This window comes from Halogeometricum borinquense DSM 11551 (genome assembly GCF_000172995.2).
GTDB classification, from domain to species: Archaea; Halobacteriota; Halobacteria; order Halobacteriales; family Haloferacaceae; genus Halogeometricum; species Halogeometricum borinquense.
In genome coordinates this window covers 2,207,052-2,229,725 of record NC_014729.1, presented here as the reverse complement: position 1 = coordinate 2,229,725, position 22,674 = coordinate 2,207,052, and the positions used below count along the sequence as shown (strand labels likewise).

Genomic DNA, 22,674 nt, shown 5'->3' with positions numbered 1-22,674 from the left:
AGCCTTCTGAAAGGCATTGAAAACAATGAACGACTCAATTCGGGAAAATGCCCGCGTTCCCCATCCGTACGGGCATTTCTCGACTCGGCATCGACGCGTTTCTGCACGTCGCACGTAAATAATGACGCGTTCGTCAACTGCGCTTCATCTGTATGATGGGCCTACCCACACCCCCGTCGAATCCCCCTTGGTATCACCGTTGTTGTGATAACAAGACCCTTCGGCACCGGCCTCGAACCGAGGGGTATGGATACGACAGTCACCGTCGCCGCGGTCCGTGACGTTGGGCCCGAGACGGTCGCCATCGAATTCGAGTCGCCTGATGGATTCGAGGCCGACCCCGGCCAGTTCGTGAAGCTCTCCGCAGCGGTCGAAGGGGAGGAGTACAGCCGATTCTATACGCTCTCTTCGCCGGATGTTGAGGGGACGTTCGAGGTCACTGTCGGCATCGACCCCGAGGAGGCCGGGCCGTTCAGTCAGTTCCTCGTGGACCTCGATACGGGTGACACACTCGACGTTTCCGGGCCGTTCGGACAGAGCTACTATCAGGGCGAGTCGCGCGCCGTCGTTCTCGCAGGCGGTCCGGGTATCGGTCCCGCCGTCGGCATCGGCGAAGCCGCCGTCGCTGACGGCAACCAAGTGGCCATTATCTACCAGACTAGCGCGCCCGCGCACGAGGAGAGGCTGGATGAACTCCGTGACGCGGGTGCGTCGGTGGTTATAACCGACGACGAGATCACTGACGCCGTCGCTGACGTTGTAACAGATGGGGCGGAAGAACAGGTGTTCGTCTACGGATTCAGCGACTTCGTCGCGGCCGCCGAGGGGGCAATCGATGCTGCGGGTGGCGACAGCGACGCCGCGAAAGTAGAAAACTTCGGCTGAATCCGTCTGTTCTGTTTTAGTTGGTCACGTCTTCGACGGCGGGCCAGACACGCCACACAGCGATCCCGAGACTGCCGACCCACCAGACGAGGAGTCCGATGACGTTCCAGAGTGGGCTTCCAGCGGTGACCTCGGCACCGCCGACGACGCCGACGGCTGACGAGAGGACGAGCCCTCTGAACGCGCTGTTCGGACTCAGTGCGAGGAGTCCAGCGATGCCCTCGGCCGGCACGACGCCGGCGGCGAGTCCAGCCAAGAGCGTCGTGTCGATACCGAGCACGAACAGCGCCGCGAGGACGGCCGCCAGCGCGAACGCCGTCCGGACGGTCCGCGCCGCGGCGGAAACAGCCAGCGTCGCCGCGAGTGCGACTAACGTGAACGCCGCCGCGAGGACGACGAATCGGACGAACCGAAGCGCCGAGTCCGCTGCCGTGTTGATTGCGAGAAACGTCGGCACGTCGGCGGTCAACAGCGGAACGAGCGCACCACCGAGGACGAGCGCGAGGACGACAGTGGCGACCAGCGCAACGCCGCGGCCGACGTAGACGCCGCCGACGTATGCGATTCGACTCACGTCGTACGTTCGCAACACGTCGAGTTCGCCCGTTAGCCTGTCTTCGACGACAGTTCGGTAGCCGAAGGCGAACGCGAGCAACGGGACGAGCACCTCGACGAACGTCAGGAGGTCGAGCGTCAGCGGGACGAATCCGCCGCCGCCGCCGGATCCGGCCCACGCGACACCCACGATGCTGACGGTGAACGCCGCAGCGAGCGCAAGGAGTGCGGGCGTTCGGGCGACGGTCCGGAGTTCGCGCGTCGCCACGACGAACAGGTAGTCGAACGAGTCGCGGTTCATCGAGTAGCCTCCCGCGAGGTGGCGTCCGCGCGAACTGTGACCGACCCTGCTTCGGCCCCGACGAGACGGAGGAACGCGTCGGGCAGAGTGTCTGCTTCGGCCTGTGACAGAAGCGATTCAGGCGTCCCGCGAGCGACGAACTCGCCGCCGTCGAGGACCGCGACGGTGTCGGCGTACGTCTCGATGGCCGGAAGTTCGTGCGATGCGACGACCACGGCGGATCCCGACTGAGCGAGTTCGCCGACGATACCGAACAGTCGTTCGACCATCGCCGGGTCGAGTCCACTGCCGGGTTCGTCGAGGACGAGAACCGCCGGGTCACCGAGCACTGCCTGTCCGAGTCCGAGGAGGCGAGTCATCCCGCCGGACAGCGACCCTACCGACCGGTCTGCGACGCCGGAGAGTCCGACCCGTTCGAGCGTCTCTGTTACTTCGTCGTCGCCGACACCGTCGAGAAAGCGCGCGTAGAAGTCGAGGGTGTCGCGCGCGGTGAATCCGTCGCGGAAACTGGGCCGTTGCGGTAGGTAACCCACTTCACGGACCCCGTCTTCGCGTTGTGACACCGTCACTGATCCGGTACTGGTCGGCCGGACGCCCGCAAGGACTTCGAGTAGCGTCGATTTTCCGGACCCGTTCGGGCCGACCAAAGAGAACACTTCCCCTCGTTCCACGCCGAACGAGAGATTCGAGAACACCGAAACGTCGCCGAACGACCGGGAGATGTTGTTGGCGCGGAGTGCAGTAGTCGCGTTGGTTGCTTCGACGTGGCCCGCGTCGGAACCGCGTTCGTCGTTTGATCCACTCTCACCGTCGCTGGCCGCCGTGTCGTTCTGTGCGTATTCGTCCTTCACACTGTTAGTCACGCTGATGCACCTCCGGTCTGCTGGCTGGTGTCCGCTGCATCGATCACGGTGCTATTCGTCGTCTCTGTCGCATTCATCGCTTCAACCACCGCCTCAGGGTCGAACGGTCGGGTTCGCGCCGCCGTATCGACGACGCCCGTCTGTCGGAGTCCGGAGACAACGTCCCGGACGCGGCGGAGCGTCGCGGCGGCGGGAGACTGGGCCAGCGTTGTCGTTCCCGGCGTCTCACCGAGACGGGCATCGACTGAACCAGACGGTTGGTACGCGCGGTCGTAAACGCCGTCGCCGTCGGCATCGGGGAGAGGAAGCGCACCCCAGTAGTTGCCGACACCGTGATGCGTCCACGTTCGAAGCGGGCCGAGGTTTGACGCAACCCGGCGGGCGTTCGCTACCACGTCGTTTCGTACGACCCAGTTCGACGGGAGAATATCCGTCGCTCGGAGTCCAACGTCGTTGCCGACGACGACGTTTGCGGCGAACGTGTTCCGGTCGCCAGCGACTTGTAGGCCGTACTCGTTGCCGACGACGACGTTTTCGGCGTAGTAGGAGTCGCCTCCGGCGGGGACGATGCCGAACTCGCTGTCTCTGACTTCGTTGCCGACGATGAGGTTATTTGTCGGTCGGGTCATCACGATGATGCCCATTTGCGCGTCGCGCACGACGTTGTCTGTGACGAGTGTTTCCGAGGTGTACATCTCGTGAACGCCGTATCTGCCGGGTGCAAACTGGTTCTCTCTGACGACACTCCCGTCGGCGCGGTGCGTGTAGACGCCGTCGCGGCCGTCGTAGAACGTCGATTCTTCCACCACGCTCCGCGCTCCGATGAGGATGGCACCCATAAACCCCTCTGAGGCGGTGTCGGCTCCGTTGACGGTCAGATTCCGTAGCACCGATTCGTTACTGTGACGGACGATAACGCCGCTTGCTGGTGTGTCTATCGTTACGTCGGCTACGACGCCGCGGTCGGCATCGTCTAAAACTATCGCGGCATCGCCGTACCCGTACGCTAACTGGACCGTCGTATCCCAGTTTAGCGTCTCGTTTCGCCGGTCGAACCCGCGACTCCCCACGTCGCCGACGCCCGTAATCCGGAGGTCGGTCACTGCCGCGCCGTCCGCGCGGAGGTGGAAGACAGTCCCGTTTCCGTCACCGCGAATAACCGTTTGTGGTCCCGCACCGGCGATGGTCACAGAGCGGTTGACGACGACCGAATCGACGCGGTACGTCCCCGCCGGGAGGAAGACGGTGGTGTTCGCTGGTGCCGCTTCGACAGCGGCGGCAACAGTTGGGGCGTCTTCTCCGACGACGACCGAGCGCGGTCGGTCCAGACGCTCGTCGGCCGTCGCTACCGTCTCGTTTGCCCACGTTCGCCGTGTGGTCTCCTCGCGCTCGAACCGCGCGAGTCGGTTCTGCAGTGGGTCACCGACGCGGGACTGAAGCGTTTTCCAGTCCACCACGTCGCCGCCGTTGGCCGCCGCAAACTGTGTTGCATCCTGCCGCTTCGAGAACGGAAGTACCGCCGGTCCTGAGGGGACGCGGGCCTCACTTCCGACGACGAAGTGGGCTGATTCTGCCGCTGTCCACCCGACGGCGCGGCCCTGTTCGGGAACGACGAATCCGTCCTCAGACAGCGTCGGGGAAATCGTCGAAAAGTCCGAGACGTAGACGGCCAGCGGACGCCCGAACTGCCGCCGCGTGCTGGGGTCGGCCAGTTCGCTCGCCGCGGTATCGACACCGCCGTAGCCGACGACATACCGGTAGCCGGAGAAAAACACCTCCGAGCGCGGAAGGACGAATCCCTCGGCTTCGGCCCGGCGGAGGTCAACGCCAGTTCCACCCATGTCCACCGTATCTTCGTAGTTGACGGGTTGCAACTGCTCGCCGCTAACCGGCGTTAAGACGAACGAGACGCTAGCAAGAAGGAGGATAACGGCCACCACGCCCACTACCCATCGCGTCTCCGCTGGCGTCAGGAGCGCCATCACTGACCGATTCCAGCAATGACCTCAGGAGTCACTTCATCGTGTGTCGCCAGCGATCCGCCGAACTCTGACTGGAACGACTCCGCGTCCGACGCCTTCGAGAAGGGGACGAGATCACGGCCCATCGCCCCCTTTACCGACGAGTCAACGACGTACGTGACCTCGGTGGCCGGGACGAACGCCGACGACTCGTAGTTGCTCGAAATGAAGGTGTCGCCGCCTTCCTCGAACGTCCGGTACTCGACGGACGAGTAGTCGGTGACGTAGAAGGCCACGTCCGTCCATCCGGCGTCGTCCTTTTCGAACTCGTACTGGTACGCTTCCCACACGCTGTCGAAGCGTGCGGGGTTGTCGTGGCCGTTCGGTTGCTTGTCTTGGTAGAAGATTTCCGTTATCGGTCCGGGATTCTGTCGGATGTTCATCCCACACACTTCGCAGGTCGAACCCTCCGGTATCGTGACCGCTGTGGGTGCTGTCGTCTGCCCTCCGTCGCCGCCACCCTCGTTGCCCCCAAGACATCCCGCGAGAGACGCCGCTCCGACGCCCGCGCTGGCAAGCAGAAAGTGTCGTCGTCGGAACGTGTTTCCATCGTCTGCGGGTCGTTGATCACACATGCGCCCGGCTAATACTTGGACCAAAATAACTGGTCTGTTCGTTCGACTTTCAATTGTCTGACAGTTGTGCCGGCACCCGAATCCTTAATCATTTGCCCGGCAAATCCCGGGCTATGTACGACGAGGACGAACTCGCGGACATCCGTGAGTCTCGTGAGGAGTGGGAATCGGAAACACGCGACCCAGTACGAAACCGGTTCGGCGAGCGGAAAGACCGGTTTGCAACCATTTCAAACCTCGAGGTCGATGATTTGTACACGCCGAACGACGTGGCGGACCTCGACTTCGAGGAAGATCTCGGGTTCCCCGGCGAGTACCCGTTCACCCGCGGGCCGTATCCGACGATGTACCGTGGCCGGACGTGGACGATGCGACAGTTCGCCGGGTTCGGTACCGCAGAAGAGACGAACGAACGATTTCACTACCTCATCGACGAGGGTCAGACGGGCCTCTCGACGGCGTTCGATATGCCTTCGCTGATGGGAAAAGACTCCGACGACCCGCTTGCTGACGGTGAGGTCGGCAAGGAGGGCGTCGCCGTCGATACTCTCCGCGACATGGAGATTCTGTTCGACGGCATCGACGTCGGGGAAGTATCAACGTCCTTTACTATCAACCCTTCCGCGCCGGTTATCTACGCGATGTACATCGCCCTTGCAGACCAGCAGGGCGTTCCGCGAGAGGAGATTCGCGGCACCCTCCAGAACGATATGCTAAAGGAGTTCATCGCGCAGAAAGAGTGGGTCATCCCACCGGAGCCGTCGCTTGAGTTGGTAACCGACACTGTGGCGTTCGCGGCCGAGCAGACGCCGAAGTTCCACCCCATCTCCGTCTCGGGCTACCACATCCGCGAGGCGGGTTCGACGGCCGTACAGGAACTCGCGTTCACTCTCGCAGACGGCTTCGCCTACGTCGAGGACGCACTCGACCGCGGGATGGATGTCGATGTCGTTGCGCCGCTGCTTTCTTTCTTCTTTAACTCGCACAACTCTATCTTCGAGGAGGTGGCGAAGTTCCGCGCCGCTCGGCGCATCTACGCCCGCGTGATGGAGGAGTGGTACGACGCCGAAAAGTCAGAATCCAAGCGTCTGAAATTCCACACGCAGACGGCTGGTCAGTCGCTTACGGCCCAGCAGCCCCTCAACAACATCGTCCGCGTGACGATTCAGGCGCTCGCGGGCGTTCTCGGTGGGACGCAGAGTCTTCACACGAACAGTTACGACGAAGCCCTCGCACTGCCCAGCGAAGAGGCCGTCCGGGTCGCCCTCCGGACCCAACAGATCATTGCAGAGGAGTCAGGTGCGGCGGACGTGATCGACCCTCTCGGCGGGAGTTTCTTCGTCGAATCGCTCACCGACGAAGTCGAGGAAGAGGCGATGGCGTACATCGAGGAGATACGGGAGATGGGCGATGGATCCGTCCGTGACGGTATCCTCACCGGAATCGGAGAGGGCTACTTCCACCGCGAGATTCAGGAGGCGTCGTACGAATACCAAGAGCGCGTCGAAGACGAGGAGGAAATTGTCGTCGGCGTCAACAAGTACACGATGGACGAAGACACCCGTCCTGACCTCCTCATGGTGGACGAGGAGACGCAAGAACGGCAGTTAGAACGCCTCGAAAACGTCAAAGCGGAACGAGACGACGAGGAAGTCGAAGCCGCGTTAGACGAGATTCAGGAAGCTGTCGAAGCCGGCGACAACGTTATGCCAGCACTGATAGCGGCGGTGAAAGCGTACGCCACGATGGGCGAGATTATGGACGTGTTTGCCGAAGAACACGGGACGTACCGCGAGACGGTTGGCGTCACCCGATGACCCTCTCGAAGACCTGACTATCTCGCCGCCGTCGGTTGATAATCTGTTTGTTCGTTCACATAGATTTATCAGCCGTGGTTCGGTAGTTAACACGACCTATGTCAGATGGTGACGGTGAACTTGAGGCGCGGTTAGTTGAACAGGAGGAGTTCGAACCCTCTGACGAGTTCGTCGAACAGGCGAACGTTTCGGACCCAGCTATCTACGACGAGTTTGAGGAGGACTGGCCGCACAGTTGGGAGCGTGCGGCCGAGATGCTGGATTGGTTCGAGGACTACGACGAGGTGCTGGACGACTCCGAGGAACCGTTCTACGAGTGGTTCGTCAACGGAACGCTGAACGCGTCGTATAACTGCGTTGATAGACACGTCGAGAACGGTGACAAAAATCGCGTCGCCATCAAGTGGGAAGGCGAGCATGGTGAGACGCGGACGTACACCTATCAGGATCTCTACCGTGAGGTAAACGAGTTCGCCGCGGCGCTTCTCGATTTGGGGGTCGAGGAAGACGACGTGGTGACGATGTACATGCCGATGGTGCCGGAACTGCCCATTGCGATGCTCGCGTGCGCCCGAATCGGCGCGCCCCACTCGGTCGTGTTCGCCGGGTTCTCCGCCGACGCACTCGCCACGCGGATGAACTCCGCGGAGTCGCGCTTCCTCGTGACCTGTGACGGCTACTACCGTCGCGGCGACGCCCTTGACCATCTTGAGAAAGCAAATGATGGTCTCGGTGGCGTAGATCACGGCGTCGATGCCACCGTCGTCGTCGATAGGCTCGGAGACGACGGCTTCGGCCACGATTTGAAGGGCAACCAGCACGATTGGGACGACCTGCTGGACACACACGACGGAGAACGCGTCGAACCCGTGGCGCGAGACGCCGAGGATATGCTGTTCCTCATGTACACCTCGGGGACGACGGGCGAACCCAAAGGAGTGAAACACACCACCGGTGGCTATCTCGCGTACACGTCGTGGACATCACACGCCGTCCTCGACATCAAGCCCGAGGACACCTACTGGTGTTCGGCAGACATCGGCTGGATTACCGGACACTCCTATATCGTCTACGGCCCGCTCTCGCTGGGGACAACGACGGTGATGTACGAGGGAACGCCTGACTTCCCCGAACGGGACCGACTGTGGGAACTCGTCGAGAAGTACGCAGTTGACGTGTTCTACACCGCGCCGACGGCAATTCGTGCATTCATGAAATGGGGCACAGAGTTCCCCGAACGCCGCGACCTGTCGTCGCTCCGCCTTCTCGGTACGGTGGGTGAACCGATCAACCCGCGCGCATGGAAGTGGTACTACAAACACATCGGTAACGAGGAGTGTCCCGTTGTGGACACGTGGTGGCAGACCGAGACTGGCGGGATGATGGTCACGACGCTCCCCGGTATCGGGACGATGAAGCCCGGATCCGCCGGGCCGCCCCTCCCCGGTATCGACGCCCGTGTCGTAGACCCCGGCGGCGAGGAAGTCGAAGCCGGGCGGGCGGGCTACCTCACGGTGAACAAACCGTGGCCGGGGATGCTCCGCACGCTGTACAACAACGACGAGCGGTTCATTTCCGAGTACTGGGAGGAGTACTCCGACCCCGACGCCGACGAGTGGGTGTACTTCCCCGAGGACGGTGCGAAGATAGACGAGGACGGCTACATCACCATCCTCGGCCGTGTGGACGACGTGCTAAACGTCTCCGGGCACCGCCTCGGAACGATGGAGATCGAATCGGCCATCGTCGGCGTCGAGGGCGTCGCGGAGGCAGCAGTCGTCGGCGGTGACCACGAGGTGAAAGGTGAAGCCGTCTACGCGTACGTCATCCTCGAAGACGGCTACGAGGGAACCGACGAGATGCGCGACAAAATCGTCGCCGGGGTCGAGGACGCTATCGGTCCTATCGCTCGACCCGAACAGGTCGTCTTCACACCTGAACTGCCGAAGACGCGCTCCGGCAAGATAATGCGCCGGCTGCTCGAAGAGATTGCGAACGACGAGGAACTCGGCGACACCACGACCCTCCGAAATCCCGAAATCGTCACCGAGATTCAATCGAAGGTCCAAAACGACTGACATCGCATCGCCCGCCGCCTCACCGCTGGATGGCCTACTGACGGAGCGGTCGTCCCGGTTGCAACACCGTTTCCATCAGTCCTGTTTTTCTTCGCCCAACCATGCCCGGATGCACGACTCCTCACTGAAGTAGCGTCGCGTCCGCGTTCCTCTTTCTTCGAGGACAACGAGAAGGTGTTCTTCCGAAAGGACTAGTTCCTCACCGCAGTTCGTACACGCTTCTGTCCGCGTCTGTCCGGGTTGCCACAGTCGATGCGGGACGACACGAACCACCGTGGCGTCCTCGTTCCCCAGCGGCGATTGCCCGGTATATTCTGAGAGTGGCATGGATTACTGTTAGACGTACGTCCTAAAGTTACTTTCTTCCGTTTAATATGTTGGAATATACTCCTGTTTAGAGTAAACAGTTCTACTCCATATCCGTAATAGCTGTCCAGAGCGGTGGGGAACGTTTGCGCTGACCCACGAATTTATCATTGACGTTAGTGAAGTAAATACACGATGGAGAAACCACTGCTCGTCACGGACTTTTTGGACCGAGCACGGCAATACTATGGCGACAAAGAGGCGGTTGTTGCGACGACCGGCGACCGATACACGTACGAGGAACTCGGGGAGCGAGCGGACGGATTTTCGGCGGCTCTCGCCGCTCACGGCATCGAAAAAGGGGACCGAGTGGCGGTGTTGGACCCGAACACCCACTACCATCTCGAAGCGGCGTACGGGACGATGCAACTCGGCGCGGTTCACACTCCGTTGAACTACCGCCTCGTCCCCGCCGATTACGAGTACATCCTGACCGACGCCGACGTGAAAGCGGTGTACGCCGACTACGAATACGCCGAGAAGATTGAGGCGATACGCGACGACGTACCGACTGAGACGTTTGTCACCAACGACACAGCGCAGGTCGATGGAGACTGGCTCTCGTTCGACGAACTCATCGCTGAATCGACCGATTACGACCGCCCGGAGATGACCGAAGACGAACTCATCACTATCAACTACACGTCGGGAACGACAGGCGACCCGAAGGGCGTCTGCCGGACACACCGAACGGAGACGCTTCATGCCTACCTCATCACGTCCCACCAGCACATCTCCGACGACGACGTGTATCTGTGGACGCTCCCGATGTTCCACGTCAACGGATGGGGCCACATCTACGCCGTGACGGGGAACGGCGCAAAGCACGTCTGTACACGCGGCGTGGACGCCGAATGGATATTCGACACCGTGCGCGAAGAGCACGTCTCGTACATGTGCGCCGCGCCGACCGTGTTGAACATGCTGATGGACTACTACGACAAGCAAGGCGGGGTCGAGACGACGGGCGACGTGCCCGTTCGCGCGGCCACTGCGGGTGCGGCACCACCCGAGGCAACTATTCGGACGGTCGAAGACGAGTTCGGCTGGTATCTCATGCACGTCTACGGCGCGACGGAAACTGGACCGCTCATCACAACGTCCGACGCTCGGCGCTTCTTCGACGACGACAGCGACGACCGGTTCGCGGTGAAAAAACAGCAAGGAATCGGCTACCTCGGCACCGATGTCCGCGTCGTTGACGAGGATGGCGAAGATGTCGCACGCGACGGGCAGACGGTCGGTGAAATCGTCGTCCGCGGCAATCAGGTGATGGACCGCTACTGGAACAAGCCCGAGGCGACGGACGAAGCGTTCACGGACCGTCTGGAGGGCTACTATCATATGGGCGACCTCGCCGTCGTGGACGAAAACGGCTTTATCACTATCCAAGACCGCAAGAAGGACATCATCATTTCCGGTGGGGAGAACATCTCCAGTATTGAACTGGAGGACACGCTGTTCGACCACGACGCCGTCGGTGACGTTGCTGTCATTCCCATGCCCTCCGAGGAGTGGGGCGAGTCGCCGAAGGCGTTCGTCGTCCCGGCGCACGGCGACGCCGACGACCCCGGCGTGACGGCCGACGACCTTATCGCGTACACACGAGAGCGCATTGCGACGTACAAAGTGCCCAAGGAGATCGAGTTCGTCACCGAACTGCCGAAGACGGCCACCGGGAAGATTCAGAAGTACGAACTACGCGAGAAAGAGTGGGAGGACGAAGACCGGATGGTCGGACAGGGTTAGAGATACGCGGCGTCCCACCGGGCCGCCTTGCGCTTGTTCCCGCAGGAGTTACACTCGATTCGATCCATCGTATCCATGGCGATATCGAAGCTCTGGTCCTCGCCGCACATCCACCCGTAGCGCTCATTTTCCTCCGGATTCATGTACACCGCATAAAAGGGTGCTTTCGATCCGCGAACGGCGTCGTCGTACGCGATGTACACCGTTCTCCCGTCATCCAGTGTCCGCTCTTCGGTGATGATGCGTTCGCCTTCGTCGTCGAGTCGTTGCGTGTACGTCTGTTCTTCGAACGATTCCTCGCCGATTTCGATTCGCCGGTCGTCAGTTCGCTCGAAGCCCTGTTCGGCGTAGAAGTCCGCCCCAGCCTCGTTGTCCGCCAGCACGCTCCCCTCGATACGGTCAACGCCACGGGTGGTCAGTTCTTGCTCGGCGCGCTTGAGCAGTTGCGACCCGATTCCCTCGCCGCGGTGGTCCGGAATCACGTGGAGCCAATCGATCTCGCCAACTGTCTCGCGTCCCTCCGAGACGTACGACTGGACGAATCCGACTACGTCGCCGTCGTCTACGGCAACGATGAATTCGACAGCGTCGTCGGTAAGCCACTCCGAAAGCGTGTCGTCGCCGTACCATCCCTCAACGGCTTCCTCGATAGTCTCCTCGTCGATGGCGTGTCTGTAGGACGCTTTCATCGACTCGTTTGCGACGGTCCGAATTTGTCTGATATCCGAAGTTGTCGCGTCTCGAAGATCCATGGTGTGTGTTATACTTCCACACTACTTCATGTTCGTGGTTGCGTCAATAAAACTGGCCTGAACTGGCTTGCAGACTCGACTCTGAGGTAAAATCGAGAGACGATGGGAGAACCGACGGAACGAGTCCGTGAAAACGAAATACGGAACCAGACAGAACTGTCGCCGCTCGCCGAACTTGCAGACACAACCGTGCAACGTACGACGAATTCCCTAGTCTTCGACGCCGGTGACCATCACGGGTCGGGTCGCCCCGAGAATCACAGACTGCGTGACGCTCCCGAACAGGGCTTTTCCGGCGGGCGACCGCTTCCGACCGCCGACGACGATGAGATCCGCGTCCGTTTCGTCTCCGACCGAGACGATGGCGTTGGCGGGGTCACCGCTCGACTCCTCGACGGTGTACTCGATGCCGTGTTCTTCCAGCATCTCGCCTGCCTCGCGGACGGAGTGTACCTGCGTCGCTGACGCACCGCTCGGGTTGTCGATGAAACTGTGGATGAGCGTTACCTTCTTTTCGTCGAAGTCACCCGGGAGGTTAACAACCGCTTCGACGCAGCGATGGGCATGTGTTTCCTCGTCGTCGATACCGATCACTACATGATACATAATCACACGTGTCGTTGCACAAAGCTTAGTCTTTTGGGGGACGGAGCCGACATTCGACGGCTGAACTGTCCGTTAACGGCAGTATTGAGTTTCCGATACGCTCTGTTTAGCTGGATCTGCCGGCACTCACGTCGCTTTCTCGTCGATGTTCTGTGAGACGTAGATGACGAGTGCTAAGGGAATTCCCAGCACGAGTGCAATCGTCAAGGCTCCGTACGCCCCGAATCCGAGTGGTGTCGGTGGAAACGGAACGAGAAACAGGAACTGTGGCGGGCGAAGCCCATCGACAAAAACGGCGACGAGAACGCCTGCAAGTCCCGCGACGGCGACGAGGGCAACGTACAAGATGGCGACCAGACGGGGACCGCGAAGCCCTCCCGATTGGGTGTGGTCATCGATGTCTTCCGTTCGTTCGCTCACGATTCCGGGTCAGTATGCCACCCGGTTAGCCGTTCCGTTCTCGGGACCGCACCGACGACTCTTTGACCGTGGGGACTAAGGTTCAAATATGTCCGACAAAGACCTACTCGGTCTTCTCCTCGCCGCCGTGGCAGTACTGATGTCGCTGACAGGGATCCTTCTCGCTATCTAACTGACCTGCGGCGACTCGCCTTCTCTGTCCCGTGAGCGGCGGCTTTCTTCGTTACTGACTGTTGATGCCGGTGATAGCTCCCGCTCGCAGAACAACGTGCGCAAAAAGAAACCGCGACCGATTAGTTACTCGTCGTCAGCGTCAACGACTTTGCCCCCGGTGAGGGCTTTTTCTTCCTCGCCAGCCCCAGAACGTCTGTGACGTTCCGGTGTGTTCACGAGTCGGATTCGGAATCCGATTCGTGACCGCCGTCTGCGAGGGCCGTCTTGACCTTGCGGTCGTACCACTGCCACTCAGCGGTGTAGAGGCCTTCTTCTTTGAGGTTCCACGGATCGCCGTCTTCGACTTTCGGCCCTTCGAGCCACGACTGGACGAAGTTCCAGACGAAGATGATCTGACCGACCAGGAGGATGAGCGCCCCGAGCGTCGCAATCTGGTGCATCGTGATGAACTGGGGCAGGTACGTTGCGTACCGGCGCGGCATCCCGCCGTAGCCGAGCAGAATCATGGCGAAGAACGTCACGTTGGTCCCGATCATCGAGAGCCAGAAGTGCGCTTTCCCGAGGGTGCGCTGGTACATCCGGCCGGTGTAGATGGGGAACCAGTAGTAGATTCCGGCGAACCCGGCGAAGGTGATCGCACCCATGACGATGTAGTGGAAGTGACCAACGACGTAGTAGGTGTCGTGAAGGATGATGTCCACCGGAATAGACGCGAGGAACACACCGGTGACGCCGCCGATGATGAAGTTCGAGACGAACCCGATGCAGTACAGCATCGGCGTCGTCAACCGAATATTACCGTTCCACATCGTCGTAATCCAGTTGAACGTCTTCACGGCGCTCGGGATGGCGATTGCCAACGAGACTGCCATGAACGACGCACGGAGACGCGGATCGATGCCGGTGGCGAACATGTGGTGCGCCCAGACACCGAACGACAGCACGCCGATAGCGAGCGTGGAGTACACGACGAACTTGAATCCGAACAGCCGACGGCCCGAGAACCGCGGCAGAACGTAGCTGACGATACCCATCGGAGGCAACACGAGGATGTACACTTCGGGGTGGCCGAAGAACCAGAACAGGTGTTGCCAGAGGATTGGGTCGCCGCCGTTAACGAAGAACGCCGTGCCGAAGTTCCGGTCAAGCAGCAGCATCAGGAGCGCACTGCCGAGAAGCGGGAACGCGAACAGGATGAGACCTGACTGGGTGAGGACGGTCCACGAGAAAATGTCGAGGTTCGCCCACGTGACTTCCTCTGCACGCTCGGAGAAGATGGTGGCGATGAAATTAATCGCACCCATCGTGGCCGAGACACCCGAGAGGTGCAGGCCGAGGAGCATCAGGTCCACACCGGCATTAACCTGATTCCCATTTCCGACACCGGCCGAGAGCGGCGTGTACATCGTCCACGCAGTCTGTGCGGGGATGACATCCGGGATCGGGAAGAAGCCCGCCCAGATGAGCAACGCCGCCGGCGGCAGCAGCCAGAACGCAATGGCGTTGATACGCGGGAACGCCATGTCGTCGGCGTCGATGAGTAACGGGATGAAGTAGTTCGAGAACGCCGCGAGAATCGGCGTCCCGAACAGGAACAGCATCGTGATTCCGTGGCTGGTGAGAAGCGAGTTGTAGAACGTGTTCGAGATGAGCGTCATCCCGGGGTCGGCGAGTTCTACCCGCATCACCACGACCATGAGTCCACCGACGGCGAACGCGATGAGTGCGTACGCGCCGTATAGAATCCCGATGTCTTTGTGATCAACAGTGGTCAGCCACCGAATAACTCCGGATGGCTTCTCTTCGGAGACGTATCCCTCCTTCTGCCCGAAGGCACCACTACCCCCCGCAAGTGGGGAGTACGTGCGCCAGTTTTCGATCCGCGCGAGCCACGCGGCGACGGCCACGAGGAAGACCCCCATGAGAACCGTCAGTGCGAGCTGTCCGTTAACCTGCATGGCTGTGAGTGAGGAACGGAGCGTAATGAAAGGTTCGGGAACGCTCTCGCGGATCGAAGCTGTGTCGAGAATCAGGACGCGGTCGGGCGTTATGCGCTCTCGCCGTCAGTCAGTTCAGGGTCGCTTTTGGTCGCCGCTTCGGCCTTCTCTTCGTACTCTTCGAGCGTCGTCGGATCGTCCACCGTTGCCTGTCCGGGGAGGTAGACGGTCGAGCGCTTCTCGTCGCCCGCGATTGCCTTCCCGGACAGATACGTCAGGATTGCCAGGAACACGAACGGGACGACGAGCAGTCCGTACTGCAGCGCCGACGCCAGCGGATCAACGCCGAACGCTGGGAAGACGGCGAATGCGCCGATGAAGAAGGCGATAATGACCAGCGGGATGACGTTGACCGTAAGGTCGAGTAGTGTTTCCCTGTCGAATATCTCGTTCGCCATACTCGGCTGTATCGGGGCGGAATCAAATAGGTTGTTGGTTCGCGTTCGCCCGTCGCCTCAGTACGTTGTGTCTCGACCCCTGAAGGATAGTCGGCCGGCAAGCCCAGCGAGCAGCAAGAATACGCCACTTACGATGATGGCATACCCGCGCGTCTGGAGGTCGATGGCGGGGAGCAAGAACGCGCCACCAACGACGAGGAGGAGTACTCCGATGGCGGCCAGCGGCGTCCACGGCGTCTCTGCGTATCCCGATTCTCGCGCTATCCCGGCAACGCTCCCGGAGAACAGAAGGAGGCCGCCGACAGCGATGGGAAACAGGTCGAACAAGATGCCGATTTCGGAGATGGGAATGCCGAGTGCGACGAACATCGGCCACGGGCTTGCCATCCGGTACTGGTCGGAGAGTCCCGGCGCGTCGTCCATACCCGACGTAGGTGTCGCGTCGTACAAAGCGCTTCGGAAGGCGACCCGTTCGGTCAGGGAATCGTTACGCCGTGCCGAGTGAGAAACTGGTTGACGGCCTTGATTTCGACCGGACTCCCGATGATCTTGCACGTCCCGTTTATCGGAAAGACCGTTATTGTGAATCGCTGCTCTAGCTGCTCACGCACATCGTCGAGAGAGGCGCACGGAACGACGATTTGCGTGCTGTCCCGGAGGTTGGACGGGTCGGGCATGTCCTCTGTGCATCATCTCACGAGGTCGAGTGATAACGGTGTCGAAGTATTTCACGCGCACGCACGCGAACCCACGACCGAAGGAACAACTTTTTCGACGTACGTAGCCCATGTGTAGCCGATGGGACTGGAGGAGGAAATCGAAGACCTCCGCGAGGAGATTGCAAATACGCCGTACAACAAGTCGACCGAATCGCACATCGGTCGTCTGAAGGCGAAGCTCGCGGAGAAAAAAGAAAAACTGGAGAATCAGTCCTCCAGCGGTGGTGGTCACGGATACGCCGTCGAGAAGACAGGTGACGTGACCGTCGCTCTCGTTGGCTTCCCGAGCGTCGGCAAATCGACGCTCATTAACGCCCTCACGAACGCGGACAGCGAAGTCGGCGCGTACGAGTTCACGACGCTAAACGTGAATCCTGGGATGCTCCACTACAACGGTGCGAACATCCAGATTCTCGACGTTCCGGGTCTGATCGAGGGTGCCGCTGGTGGTCGCGGCGGCGGGAAAGAGGTGTTGTCGGTCGTTCGGACTGCTGATCTCGTCGTCTTCATGCTCTCGGTGTTCGAACTCGAACGCTACGAACGACTGCAAGAGGAACTCTATCAGAACAAAATTCGGCTCGACACCACGCCACCGAATCTCTCTATCTCGAAGAGACACAAAGGCGGCATCCAAGTGACGATGACCGATGACGTGTCACTGGATGAAGAGACAATCAAAGACGTACTCCGCGAGTACGGGTACGTCAACGCCGACGTTACTATCCGCGGTGACCTGACGATCGACGAACTCATCGACGGCATCATGGACAACCGGGTGTATCTCCCGTCGATGGTCACGGTGAACAAGGCCGACCTGATCGATCAGGACTATCTCCCGACTGTCAACGAGCAACTCCGCGAGATGGATATCGATCCCGATGAGGCCGTGTTCATCAGCGCGGAGAAAGAGAAGGGATTAGAGGGACTGAAAGAGACGATGTGGGAGCGATTGGGGCTCATCCGCGTCTTCATGGACAAACCCGGCCGCGGCGTCGATTACGAGGAACCGCTTGTTCTTCAGGAGGGAGAAAACACCCTCGACGACGCACTCGACAAACTCGGCGGGACATTAGACGAGCGGTTCCGGTTCGCTCGTGTCACCGGCCCCAGCGCAAAACACGACGAACAACAGATCGGTCGTGACCACGAACTCCAAGATGAGGACATCCTCCGAATCGTCGCGCGGAAGTAAGGATTTTTTCTGAATGAGCGACACGTTCGCGTGTGCTCTCCGCAAGACAATTTGGTCTCCTCGTTGTCATCGCTGTTATCGCTCTCATCGGCGCTGGGGCCGCTGGTCTGTTCGACACGCGTCCCCCGAGTGATCCGGCCGCAGAGCGTCTTGTGAATCAAACCGCCGACGCGACTACGAACGTTTCGGCCTATTCGTTCACTATCAGCGGGTCCGCCGTCGCTAAACAGGGAGGCGAACGCCGAACTGCGACCTACGACGGCCACGCGGCGTTCAACCGCTCCGAACGCACGTATCGAATGTCCATTTCTCTCGACGGCGAGAGCAAGACACTGTTCGTCCGTGGGTATTCCCTCTATAAGCCGTGTCCGTACTCCGAGTACGTCAACGTCGAGAACGCCTCGTACGCGACCGAACTGCCCGAAAACCGGTCATGGACCACGTACACCATGCTCGGCGGCCAGCGACAGCTATTCGACGTTTCGCGCGTCTACGACTGCGGAACTGACACAGTAAACGGAACCGAGGTTCGGGTCGTCGAAGTCGTCCCCGACCAGTCGAAACTGTCGTCGCTTTCGGCGGGCGTCCCCGGCGACGAGGACGTGCGTCGGATGAACGCGGAGGCATCGGCACTCAACATGACACGTAGCGAGCGGAAGCCCACCCCTTCAGGGGTGGGTCTGAGCGACACTATTCCGTCGCAAACAACGAGTTACGACTCGTCTGGATGTTCCACCGCTTCCAATCCCGCTTTGATTATCTCTCGGTAGGCTTCATCAAGAGCCATACCCTGTTCTTCGGCGTAGTCTCTCACACGCCCGTTCAGCGTGTGGGAAATGTCGATGTTCGGTCGCATCGCTTGTGTCCAAAAGACATTTAGACATAGAACTACTAATGTCTGCCGTCGTGAGGCGAACCAACACGTTCGCGGTACGACCGCTCTCAGACGCCGACGAGCGGCTACTGCTGGACCTGTTGGACGCCTCTGCCAGCCTGTGGAACGAGTTGAACTACGAGCGCCGCCAGCAGTTCTTCGACGGCGACAGCGTGTGGGACACCGCCGACTACCGCAAACAGTACGTCGATGTGCTTGGTTCTGCCACCGCACAGCAGGTTATTCGGAAGAACAAATCAGCGTGGCAGTCGTTTTTCGCCGCCCGCGAGAATGGCGAGGACACCGCCCCGCCGGGCTACTGGGGCAACGAGGACGACGGCAGAGAACTCCGCACGTACATCCGCAACGACCAATACACGCTGGAAACTGGCGACCGAAGTCGCCTCGAAATCCCGGTCGGCCAGCAGTTGAAAGATGAATACGGCCTCGGCTATCACGACCGCCTGCGCCTCGAAGTTGCTGGCGACCCGAAGTGGGACGGCGAACAGGGCCGTCTGGAGATACAGTACGACGAGATAGACGACACGTTCAGGGCCTTTCAGCCTGTCACCGTGCCTGATTCTCGACAGGATTCACGGAAAATCGAAGATTTTCCTGAAGTCGAAAACGCTTCGCGTTTTCGGAATTCACCACTGGCTTCGGAAGAAGCCGCTTTGGACGTGGGCGCGAACAATCTCGTCGCCTGTACCACCACGACCGGCCAGCAGTACCTCTACGAAGGACGGGACCTGTTTGCCCGCTTCCGCGAGACGACCGATGAAATCGCCCGTCTCCAGTCCAAACTCCGCGAAGGACGGTACAGCAGTCGGCGGATACGGCGGCTGTATCGCAAACGGACGCGACGGCGCGACCACGCGCAGGATGCACTGGTGCGCGACCTGCTGGAACGGCTTTACGCCGAGGGGGTCGCCACGGTGTACGTAGGCGACCTCACGGACGTTCTCTCGACGCATTGGTGCGCCGAGGTGAACGCCAAGACCCACCAGTTCTGGGCGTTTCAGGCGTTTATCGACCGCCTCTCGGACACCGCCGAGGAATACGGCATCACAGTCGAAGTGCGGTCTGAAGCCGACACAACCCGAACGTGCCCGGTGTGTGGCGAACAGGACGACACCGACCGGGACGGCGACGTGTTCCGGTGTCCGTGCGGTCACGAAGCCCACGCCGACCTCTGTGCGTCTCGCACGTTCCTCGAACGACAGGCTGGCAAAATCAAAGTCGGGTCGATGGCTCGGCCCGTGCGTCTCAAGTGGGACGACCACAACTGGTCGGAGATACCACACTCTCCCGAGAGGGAAAGTCCCAACGAGAAGCGCACAAACCAGAGTACCAGTGACGGGAAAATTGCCTCCGTGGATGCGGCGTAGCCAACATCCCCACCGGAGGAATCCCACGGCTTCAGCCGTGGGAGGATGTCAAACCGTGTCCTTCTTCTCGTATCGGCACCGACCTCCCGGCGTGCCTCGAACGCCCGATTGGACCATCCCCGCACTGCTCGCATTACTCCTCGTTCCGTGGTCAGTACAGGTGTTTTCGGGTCGGGACGCGACGTTTGTGTTCGCGTGGGGGCTGCTCAATACGAATCCGCTGCAGGTGACGAACCTCTACGACTTCCTGTTCGTTTACACGATGGGGTTGCCCGAGTACATCTATTCGTGGCCGCTCTCGGTGGTGTTGTACGTCTTCGCCGTGGGATTCGCGGTTATCGCACCGACGGTTGGGTACGAGGATCGGCGAGTCGTTGCCGGGCTGCTCGCCACCGCAGGCGTCGCACAACTCTCCTTTGCACAGGGATTCTCGTTCCAACCCGGCCGGACGGCGTGGCCCGTCGGAACGGTTCTCATGCTCGGCATCGCCGCCTACATCTACGGCATCGGTCGCAACACTGAGAGAGACAGGTCGTCGGAAAACTGAGGCTCAGTCGTCTGCAGGGCTTCCGGGCCGGTACTGCTGACTCACAGACTTCCATTTGCCGGTGGTGAACCGGTAGTAGTTGATGGCGGCCGGGACGGTCGTTTCGGCGAGTAACGCGAGATAGAGTGCCTCGATGTGTCCCGTCTGTGCGCCAAGATAGGTGATCGGAATCGAACAGCCGAACATCCCGAGTAGTTGGCTGTAGAACGGGATACTGGTATCGCCGCTGGCGTCCAGCGGACCAGCCGACGCGCCCGAGACGCCCTGCATTATGACCGCGAGGCAGGCGGCGTACACAAGCCCGACGGCGGTCGGAACAACATCCGGCCCCGGATTCTTCACGAACTGACGAACGATTGGTTCAGCGAAGATCGCGACCAGTACCGCTGAGACGATGTAGGTGGCGACGGAGAACCGGACGATTTCGCGCCCGTACGCTTCTGCGGTGTCTTCGTCGTCTTTGCCCAGCGCTTGGCCGACGAGACTGGACGACGCCAATCCGAAGCCCCATCCCGGCGTGTTCATCAGGCCCCAGATGCGACGCGTGATGACGAACGCTGCGGCGACATTCTTGCCGAAGAGATTGACGATGGCGAGCATCGGGAACTCTGCGACCGTCCAGACGAGCGAGCGACCGAAGACAGGCAGGCCGATAGAGACGATGTCGTCGATAATCTCCCGGTCCACGTAGCGACCGAACGGGTCAATACGTATCGGAAACTCTCCAACGCCCGGGAGTTCCCCTCTGGTGAGTCCGAGCGCGAACGCGCCCGTGACGACGACGTTCGAGAGGACAGTTCCGACCGCCGCACCCTCGACACTCATGTCGAGACCGAAGATGAGCGTCGCGCTAAGGATGATATTAGTGACGGCACCACCCGAGCGAAGGAGCATCGCGGTGTAGGCGTCGTCCGCGCCGACGAGCGCGCGACTCCCGACGAGATTGAGTCCGGCGAACGGGACACCGAGACCGACGAGGCGGAGGTAGCGTGCGCCGAGGTCGATTACATTGGGATTGTCCGTCAGCACCGAGATGAGTTGTACGGGAAACAGCCAGAAGATGACAGTGACGGGGAGCGTCGAGAGGACGACGAGGAGCGTACTCGACCGGATTGCGACACCGATTCCGTCCGATTGATCCGCGCCGTAGCGCTGGGAAACAAGTGCGAGCGTTCCGGCGGCAACACCCCCGCCGAGAGCGAAGGCAAGGCCCCAGTACGGACCAGCGAACCCGACACCAGTGATGGCGGCGACACCAGACGCACTCCCGACCAGCGCCACGTCCACGGCGTTCTTGGACATGCGGGCAAGGCCGGTGACGATGCGGGGCCACGCGAGTTCGGCCGTTCTGGTGGCTCTGTCGCGGTCGATGATACCGAAGTGCGCGAGGACGAGGCCGATGGAGACGATACAGCGTCTGATGGGGTTTGGAACTCTGGACACGACGTGGAGGACACCTATTTCGATTCGATACACTTCGTTTCGATTTGATGAACTTGTACGTATCGGAGCATTTCAGCTCACACCCCCTCGATTCCTCGTTCGGTATCCTTTTCGACGCTCCGTTCAACCCCTGAAACATGTCCGGAGTACTCGACCACGTGATGCTTCGCGTCGAAGACCTCGACGAGTCGCTAGATTGGTACAAGACACATCTCGACTACGAGGAGAAGGGCCGCTGGGAGGCAGATACGTTCACTAACGTCTATCTCGGCCCTGAGGAGATGCACGAGGAGGGTGCGATGCTGGAACTGACGTACAACCACGACGACCGGTCGTACGAGATGGGCGACGCATGGGGTCACATCGCTGTCCGTGTCCCCGAGGACGAACTGGAGTCGTCGTATCAGCAACTCATGGACGAAGGTGTCGAGGATTACCGTGACCCCGAGTCCTGTGGCGGACGCTACGCCTTCGTGAAAGACCCCGACGGGCACGAGGTCGAAATCGTCAAACGAAACCACGGGTCGAAATGGAGCCTCGACCACACGATGATCCGCGTTGAAGACGCCGACGAGGCCCTCGGCTTCTGGACTCGGAAGTTCGAGTACGAACACACCGGTCGTTGGGAATCCGACACCTTCGCTAACTACTTCATGAAACCCGAAGGTGCCGCAGAAGAGGCGATGGCCGTCGAACTCACGTACAACTACGACGGCCGGACGTACGATATGGGCGACGCATGGGGTCATCTTTGCGTGCGCGCGGACGACCTCGGAGAGTACTGGGAGACGCTGCTGGAACGCGACGCGGAAGAGTACCGCGACCCCGAATCCTGCGATAACCGATACGCGTTCACCAAGGATCAGGACGGTCACGAGATCGAGATTCTCGAACCGACTGACAACTAACGCTCCTCGAACGCCTCGTTCTCTTTCTGCTATCTGACAGGAATAA

General features: G+C 60.5%; 22 protein-coding genes. 9 read left to right on the top strand and 13 right to left on the bottom strand.

Features of this window, described 5'->3' with window-relative positions:
• Window positions 1–246 precede the first annotated feature (246 nt).
• Complete coding sequence (locus HBOR_RS11260; protein ID WP_006056652.1) at window positions 247–885, top strand: FAD-dependent oxidoreductase; 639 nt, start codon at window positions 247–249, stop codon at window positions 883–885.
• 16 nt (window positions 886–901) lie between these two features.
• Here HBOR_RS11260 and HBOR_RS11255 read toward each other — a convergent pair whose 3' ends face one another.
• The 4 genes from HBOR_RS11255 to HBOR_RS11240 are packed head-to-tail and all read right to left on the bottom strand — an operon-like array spanning window position 902 to window position 5,200.
• Complete coding sequence (locus HBOR_RS11255) at window positions 902–1,741, bottom strand: ABC transporter permease subunit (protein ID WP_006056653.1); 840 nt, start codon at window positions 1,739–1,741, stop codon at window positions 902–904.
• Complete coding sequence (locus tag HBOR_RS11250; protein WP_006056654.1) at window positions 1,738–2,604, bottom strand: ABC transporter ATP-binding protein; 867 nt, start codon at window positions 2,602–2,604, stop codon at window positions 1,738–1,740. The genes HBOR_RS11255 and HBOR_RS11250 overlap by 4 nt, the downstream gene beginning before the upstream one ends.
• A complete protein-coding gene (locus HBOR_RS11245; protein WP_006056655.1) occupies window positions 2,601–4,586 on the bottom strand; it encodes a NosD domain-containing protein in 1,986 nt (661 codons plus the stop codon). The genes HBOR_RS11250 and HBOR_RS11245 overlap by 4 nt, the downstream gene beginning before the upstream one ends.
• The gene (locus tag HBOR_RS11240) at window positions 4,586–5,200 is read right to left on the bottom strand and encodes a nitrous oxide reductase accessory protein NosL (RefSeq protein WP_006056656.1); all 615 of its coding nucleotides are present in this window, start codon (window positions 5,198–5,200) and stop codon (window positions 4,586–4,588) included. Before HBOR_RS11240 ends, HBOR_RS11245 begins: the two co-directional genes overlap by 1 nt.
• A 113-nt stretch (window positions 5,201–5,313) precedes the next feature.
• Between HBOR_RS11240 and HBOR_RS11235 the strand changes: the two genes are divergently transcribed.
• Together HBOR_RS11235 and acs are read left to right on the top strand one after the other, a co-directional pair.
• Window positions 5,314–7,017: an acyl-CoA mutase large subunit family protein gene (locus HBOR_RS11235; protein WP_006056657.1), complete on the top strand. Its 1,704-nt coding sequence runs from the start codon at window positions 5,314–5,316 to the stop codon at window positions 7,015–7,017.
• Between the two features lie 98 nt (window positions 7,018–7,115).
• Window positions 7,116–9,095: an acetate--CoA ligase gene (acs, locus tag HBOR_RS11230; RefSeq protein WP_006056658.1), complete on the top strand. Its 1,980-nt coding sequence runs from the start codon at window positions 7,116–7,118 to the stop codon at window positions 9,093–9,095.
• A gap of 75 nt (window positions 9,096–9,170) precedes the next feature.
• On the opposite strand, the gene HBOR_RS11225 is transcribed toward acs, so the two are convergent.
• On the bottom strand, window positions 9,171–9,422 hold the full coding sequence (locus tag HBOR_RS11225) for a DUF7576 family protein (protein WP_006056659.1): 252 nt from the start codon (window positions 9,420–9,422) through the stop codon (window positions 9,171–9,173).
• A 174-nt stretch (window positions 9,423–9,596) separates the two neighbouring features.
• Here HBOR_RS11225 and HBOR_RS11220 point away from each other — a divergent pair, with 174 nt between their 5' ends.
• The gene (locus tag HBOR_RS11220) at window positions 9,597–11,210 is read left to right on the top strand and encodes a long-chain-fatty-acid--CoA ligase (RefSeq protein WP_006056660.1); all 1,614 of its coding nucleotides are present in this window, start codon (window positions 9,597–9,599) and stop codon (window positions 11,208–11,210) included.
• On the opposite strand, the gene HBOR_RS11215 is transcribed toward HBOR_RS11220, so the two are convergent.
• From HBOR_RS11215 to HBOR_RS11185, 7 genes are all read right to left on the bottom strand, one after another.
• Window positions 11,207–11,962, bottom strand: coding sequence for a GNAT family N-acetyltransferase (locus HBOR_RS11215; protein WP_006056661.1), 756 nt, complete (start codon window positions 11,960–11,962; stop codon window positions 11,207–11,209). The genes HBOR_RS11220 and HBOR_RS11215 overlap by 4 nt on opposite strands.
• 210 nt (window positions 11,963–12,172) lie before the next feature.
• Window positions 12,173–12,568 carry a universal stress protein gene (locus HBOR_RS11210; protein ID WP_013440655.1) on the bottom strand — a complete coding sequence of 132 codons (396 nt, stop codon included), beginning with the start codon at window positions 12,566–12,568 and terminating at the stop codon, window positions 12,173–12,175.
• 126 nt (window positions 12,569–12,694) lie between these two features.
• Window positions 12,695–12,988, bottom strand: coding sequence for a DUF7520 family protein (locus HBOR_RS11205; RefSeq protein WP_006056663.1), 294 nt, complete (start codon window positions 12,986–12,988; stop codon window positions 12,695–12,697).
• A 386-nt stretch (window positions 12,989–13,374) separates the two neighbouring features.
• Complete coding sequence (ctaD, locus tag HBOR_RS11200) at window positions 13,375–15,120, bottom strand: cytochrome c oxidase subunit I (protein WP_006056664.1); 1,746 nt, start codon at window positions 15,118–15,120, stop codon at window positions 13,375–13,377.
• Window positions 15,121–15,209: 89 nt separating this feature from the next.
• The gene (locus HBOR_RS11195; RefSeq protein WP_006056665.1) at window positions 15,210–15,557 is read right to left on the bottom strand and encodes a DUF6684 family protein; all 348 of its coding nucleotides are present in this window, start codon (window positions 15,555–15,557) and stop codon (window positions 15,210–15,212) included.
• A gap of 57 nt (window positions 15,558–15,614) precedes the next feature.
• Complete coding sequence (locus tag HBOR_RS11190; RefSeq protein WP_006056666.1) at window positions 15,615–15,980, bottom strand: DUF7541 family protein; 366 nt, start codon at window positions 15,978–15,980, stop codon at window positions 15,615–15,617.
• A 53-nt stretch (window positions 15,981–16,033) separates the two neighbouring features.
• Window positions 16,034–16,234: a VNG_1110C family protein gene (locus HBOR_RS11185; protein WP_006056667.1), complete on the bottom strand. Its 201-nt coding sequence runs from the start codon at window positions 16,232–16,234 to the stop codon at window positions 16,034–16,036.
• 121 nt (window positions 16,235–16,355) lie between these two features.
• Between HBOR_RS11185 and HBOR_RS11180 the strand changes: the two genes are divergently transcribed.
• From HBOR_RS11180 to HBOR_RS11165, 4 genes are all read left to right on the top strand, one after another.
• Complete coding sequence (locus HBOR_RS11180) at window positions 16,356–17,468, top strand: OBG GTPase family GTP-binding protein (RefSeq protein ID WP_006056668.1); 1,113 nt, start codon at window positions 16,356–16,358, stop codon at window positions 17,466–17,468.
• A 32-nt stretch (window positions 17,469–17,500) separates the two neighbouring features.
• On the top strand, window positions 17,501–18,238 hold the full coding sequence (locus HBOR_RS11175; protein ID WP_006056669.1) for a hypothetical protein: 738 nt from the start codon (window positions 17,501–17,503) through the stop codon (window positions 18,236–18,238).
• A 124-nt stretch (window positions 18,239–18,362) separates the two neighbouring features.
• Entirely contained in the window at window positions 18,363–19,730 is a 1,368-nt protein-coding gene (locus tag HBOR_RS11170; protein WP_006056670.1) for an IS200/IS605 family transposon protein TnpB, read from the top strand.
• 55 nt (window positions 19,731–19,785) lie between these two features.
• Window positions 19,786–20,277 (top strand): TIGR04206 family protein, encoded by a 492-nt coding sequence (locus tag HBOR_RS11165; protein WP_241432424.1) that lies wholly within the window; start codon window positions 19,786–19,788, stop codon window positions 20,275–20,277.
• Window positions 20,278–20,280: 3 nt separating this feature from the next.
• Here HBOR_RS11165 and HBOR_RS11160 read toward each other — a convergent pair whose 3' ends face one another.
• Entirely contained in the window at window positions 20,281–21,720 is a 1,440-nt protein-coding gene (locus HBOR_RS11160; protein WP_174261570.1) for an MATE family efflux transporter, read from the bottom strand.
• A gap of 137 nt (window positions 21,721–21,857) precedes the next feature.
• On the opposite strand from HBOR_RS11160, the gene HBOR_RS11155 reads away from it, so the two are divergent.
• Window positions 21,858–22,628, top strand: a complete 771-nt coding sequence (locus HBOR_RS11155; protein WP_006056673.1) for a VOC family protein — start codon at window positions 21,858–21,860, stop codon at window positions 22,626–22,628.
• The last annotated feature ends 46 nt before the right edge of the window (window positions 22,629–22,674 follow it).